The 3,696-nt window shown below is 66.8% G+C and carries 5 protein-coding genes and 1 pseudogene; 2 read left to right on the plus strand and 4 right to left on the minus strand.

Translation table 11 applies throughout. From position 1 onward, the window contains the following. Positions 1-204: pseudogene (locus tag HUU94_RS06845) on the plus strand (DUF72 domain-containing protein); the annotation flags it as partial. 106 nt (positions 205-310) lie between these two features. Here the strand turns inward: HUU94_RS06845 and HUU94_RS06850 are convergent. After that, positions 311-967, minus strand: coding sequence for a DNA-3-methyladenine glycosylase family protein (locus HUU94_RS06850; RefSeq protein ID WP_174274353.1), 657 nt, complete (start codon positions 965-967; stop codon positions 311-313). Between the two features lie 73 nt (positions 968-1,040). Between HUU94_RS06850 and HUU94_RS06855 the strand changes: the two genes are divergently transcribed. Next, positions 1,041-1,358: a 2Fe-2S iron-sulfur cluster-binding protein gene (locus HUU94_RS06855; protein WP_174274354.1), complete on the plus strand. Its 318-nt coding sequence runs from the start codon at positions 1,041-1,043 to the stop codon at positions 1,356-1,358. 262 nt (positions 1,359-1,620) lie between these two features. Here the strand turns inward: HUU94_RS06855 and HUU94_RS06860 are convergent, their stop codons facing one another. From HUU94_RS06860 to HUU94_RS06870, 3 genes are all read right to left on the minus strand, one after another. After that, complete coding sequence (locus HUU94_RS06860) at positions 1,621-2,367, minus strand: TrmH family RNA methyltransferase (RefSeq protein WP_174274355.1); 747 nt, start codon at positions 2,365-2,367, stop codon at positions 1,621-1,623. Positions 2,368-2,461: 94 nt separating this feature from the next. After that, the gene (locus HUU94_RS06865; protein ID WP_174274356.1) at positions 2,462-3,214 is read right to left on the minus strand and encodes a hypothetical protein; all 753 of its coding nucleotides are present in this window, start codon (positions 3,212-3,214) and stop codon (positions 2,462-2,464) included. Positions 3,215-3,255: 41 nt separating this feature from the next. Continuing rightward, complete coding sequence (locus HUU94_RS06870) at positions 3,256-3,552, minus strand: hypothetical protein (RefSeq protein WP_174274357.1); 297 nt, start codon at positions 3,550-3,552, stop codon at positions 3,256-3,258. Between the last annotated feature and the right edge of the window lie 144 nt (positions 3,553-3,696).

Here is a 3,696-nt window from a genome sequence, read left to right on the forward strand (position 1 = left end):
CCGGGCGGCTGGCGCGGCCTCACCTACCGCCGCCTCCACGGCAGCCCGCGAATCTACTGGTCGCCTTACGGCTCGGAGCGTGTCGCGGACCACGCCGCCTCGGCCCGCAGCGCGCCAGGCGAGGTCTGGACGATCTACGACAACACCGCCGCCGGCGCCGCCACCGAGGACGCGCTAACCTTGCGCGATTCACTCACCCCCTAGCGCCCGTCACCCCCGACTTGATCCGGGGTCCCGCTTGCTGCTCCCGGACAGATGGTAGCGGGACCCCGGATCAAGTCCGGGGCGACATCGAAAGAATAGCCCCCCGTCAAAGCGGCATCTTCCCCCCCTTACCCTCGGCCCGCCCCGCCGCGATCCGCGCGCCATAATGGTGCCACGCGAAGATCGCCGCGGCACCCCGGTGCGGCCGCCACGCCTCGGCGATCTCGCGCACCAACGTTTCGCTCGGCCGCGCATCGTGGCCGAGCAATATTCCCACCTCGATCTGCACCGCGAGGTCGCCCGCCGGCCAGATGTCGCCGCGCCCCTCGGCGAACAGCAGATAGATTTCCGCCGACCAGCGCCCGATCCCCTTGATCCGCGTCAGCGTCGCGATCGCTTCCTCGTCGTCCACCGGCAGGTTCGCGAAATCGACCTCGCCGCTCGCCACCAGTTCGGCAAGGCTCTTCACATAGCCGCTCTTCTGCCGCGAAAGCCCGCACGCGCGCAGCATCTCGTCGGGCGCCGCCGCCAGCACTTCGGGCGCCATCTCCGCGCCCAGCGCCTGCTCCATCCGCCCCCAGATCGCCGCGGCGGATTGCACGCTCACCTGCTGGCCGATGATCGTGCGCAGCATCGTCGCATGCCCGCGCGCGCGGATGCGCGTGTCGGGATAGCCGTGGCGCGCGATGCCCGCCGCGATCCCCGGCTCGATCCGCGCCAGCGCGTCCATGCCCGCGCGCAATCGCTCGGCCGTCAATCCCATCGCTTCGCCTTATTGCCAGCGCGCCGCGCGCGACATAGGAGCGCGGACAGCATTATTCGAAAAGGAGTCCCTAATGCCGAAGCTGATCGTCGTCACTCGCGAAGGCGAAGAGCGCGAGCTGGAGGGCGAAGCCGGCCTTTCGGTCATGGAAGTCATCCGCGACGCAGGGATCGACGAGCTGCTCGCGCTGTGCGGCGGCTGCTGTAGCTGTGCTACCTGCCACGTCCACGTCGATCCCGCTTTCGCCGACGCCCTGCCGCCGATGAGCGACGACGAGAATGATCTGCTCGACAGCTCCGATCATCGCGATTCGACCTCGCGCCTCTCCTGCCAGCTTCCCTTCGGCGAAGCGCTCGACGGCCTCAAGATCCGCATCGCCGAAGAGGATTGATCGCCGGCGGCTCCCCTGTCCAAGCTGAACCGTCACCCCGGTCTTGAGCAGGGGTCCCGCTTCTTCTTCAGCGTCGGCCAAGCAGCGGGACCCCGGCTCAAGGCCGGGGTGACGAGAGTATAACGTCAACAGAACAGATTCTAAGATCCTCCCCTGGCAGGGGAGGTGGCATCGCGCAGCGATGACGGAGGGGTATCGCCCTCACGATAGTGGGTCCCATTCACCATCGCCGGCCCCTCCCCTTCCAGGGGAGGACCGTCCCCTACCGCCGCCGCGCCTCGGCATAGAGCGCGATCGCCGCCGCGTTGGAGATGTTCAGGCTCTCCACCTTCGGGCTGATCGGCAGCCGCGCGATCTCGTCGCAATGCGTCTCGGTGTTCTGGCGCATCCCCTCGCCCTCGGCGCCCAGCACCAGCGCGACCCGCGCGGTGCCGATCGCCTCCTCCAGCCCGCGCCGGCCCGTTCCCGCGAGCCCGATCCGCCAGAAGCCCGCCTCGCCGATCTCGCCCAGCGCGCGTGCCAGATTGACGACGCGCACCCATGGCACGAATTCCAGCGCGCCCGACGCCGCCTTGGCGAGCGCGCCGCTTTCCGGCGGCGCATGCCGGTCCTGCGTCACCAGCCCCAGCGCCCCGAACGCCGCCGCCGAGCGCAGTACCGCGCCGACATTGTGCGGATCGGTCACCTGATCGAGCACGACCAGCGGCCGCCGGTCGTCCGCGCCCTGCATCAGCAGATCGCCCAGCCAGATCTCCTCCAGCGGATCGACCTCGATCACGATCCCCTGATGCGGCGCGTCGGAGGGCACCAGCCGCCCCAGATCGGGCGCCTCGGCGAAGCTCATCGGGATCGCGGGATCGAAGCCGCCGAACGCCGCCGCGGCCTCGCGCGTCGCCCAGATCCGCCGCACCGTCCGCTCCGAATTGGCGAGCGCCGCCGCCACCGCATGCCGCCCCCAGAAGCGCGGGCGATTGGAGGAGGGGACGGAGGGGCGATGACCACGGCGCATACCGATGCTGGTACGCGAAGGGCGCGGCGTTTCAAGCCGCCAGCCAGTTCGATAAGGTGAAGATAGCCGATGATCCGAAATCGGCGTGGTGGATTTAGAAACGATATCCGACGCTGAGTTGCGCGATGGGATAATATTTCAGCCCGTCGACTTCGTTCTCGACCCGCTGCTGCTGGTTGGCATATTCCGATGCTGCGGCGGGATTGGTTCCGAGCTGACCGGGCGCGGAGAAATTATAGGCGGTCGGCCGACCATGGAACATCACGCCCGCGTCGAAGCCGAAGGTCAGTCCTATCAGCGTGCTTCTGACATAGCCGACGCTGACCAGCGGCGAGATCGATTTCGCCCGCACCTCACCGTTGAGCGGACCGACCTGGTCGGGCGTATAGATCACACCGGAAAATGTGCGGTTGTTGCGCGCGGTGCCGGTAAAACTCACGCGGTTATGTTCGGTCGACCTTGCGCCGGCCGAGAGGCGGAAACCGTTGACAAACGGGTGGAAATCGATCGTGCCGCCGAAATTGCTGACGTGGGCGTGACCCCTATAGCGATAGCTGGCGGTGCTGCCGCTGGCGCCGACGCCGAAGAAGGTTGCCGAACCGCGCACCGATAAGAATGGATTGATGTCGTAGGTGACCTCGGGACCGATGCCCAACGTGCCACCGGTAACGCCGACGGTGAACGGCCGTAGGCTTTGAGCGGACAGGGGAGAGGCGGCGGCGGCAAAGCAGAGGACAGCGAACGCTAGGCGCATGACGATCTCCCACGAACGAAATTGGTAAATCCCCTCGTCGAAAAGCGTTGCAGCGTAAACGCGATCGGAACTCGATTCTATGACCTGTTGCATCCACGCAACATCGCCGATGATCTCCCTCGGACCGCGCATATTCAGGGATTGCCGCGTCCGGGCCCCTTTGCCGTGGCCAGATTCGCTTCCCGATCCAGCTCGGCCATCCGCCTCTCGAGCGCGCGCATTTCGGGACGGGCACGCGCGCGCGCGACGGCGGCGCGTTGCGCACGCTCCCACGCCTCGTCTGAAATGAGCGGGCGCGTCGAAAAGCCGATTGCATGGGGCGAGATCAGGATCGGCATCTCGCCGAGCGGGCTGCCCATCGGAATGTGACGGCTGTCCTGCGCCATCGCGGGCGCGGCGGTCATGATGAGAAGATACAGAGCAGGCTTCATCGGGATCGCGGCTTCCACGTCACCCTTTTACTCCGCGCCGAAGCGATCTTCGTCTCGGTCTTGGAGGTTGGTGGACAGGGCTGGATTCGAACCAGCGTACGCTTGCACGGGCAGATTTACAGTCTGCTGCCTTTAACCACTCGG

The sequence above is a fragment of the Sphingomonas bacterium genome, from assembly GCF_903644055.1.
In the GTDB taxonomy this organism is placed as follows: Bacteria; Pseudomonadota; Alphaproteobacteria; order Sphingomonadales; family Sphingomonadaceae; genus Sphingomonas_I.

What these genes read in the sequence shown, in the direction of transcription:
- HUU94_RS06850 (WP_174274353.1), bottom strand. Translation starts at nt 967, where the DNA reads ATGGGATTGACGGCCGAGCGATTGCGCGCGGGCATGGACGCGCTGGCG.
- HUU94_RS06865 (WP_174274356.1), bottom strand. Translation starts at nt 3,214, where the DNA reads ATGCAACAGGTCATAGAATCGAGTTCCGATCGCGTTTACGCTGCAACG.
- HUU94_RS06855 (WP_174274354.1), top strand. Translation starts at nt 1,041, where the DNA reads ATGCCGAAGCTGATCGTCGTCACTCGCGAAGGCGAAGAGCGCGAGCTG.
- HUU94_RS06870 (WP_174274357.1), bottom strand. Translation starts at nt 3,552, where the DNA reads ATGAAGCCTGCTCTGTATCTTCTCATCATGACCGCCGCGCCCGCGATG.
- HUU94_RS06860 (WP_174274355.1), bottom strand. Translation starts at nt 2,367, where the DNA reads ATGCGCCGTGGTCATCGCCCCTCCGTCCCCTCCTCCAATCGCCCGCGC.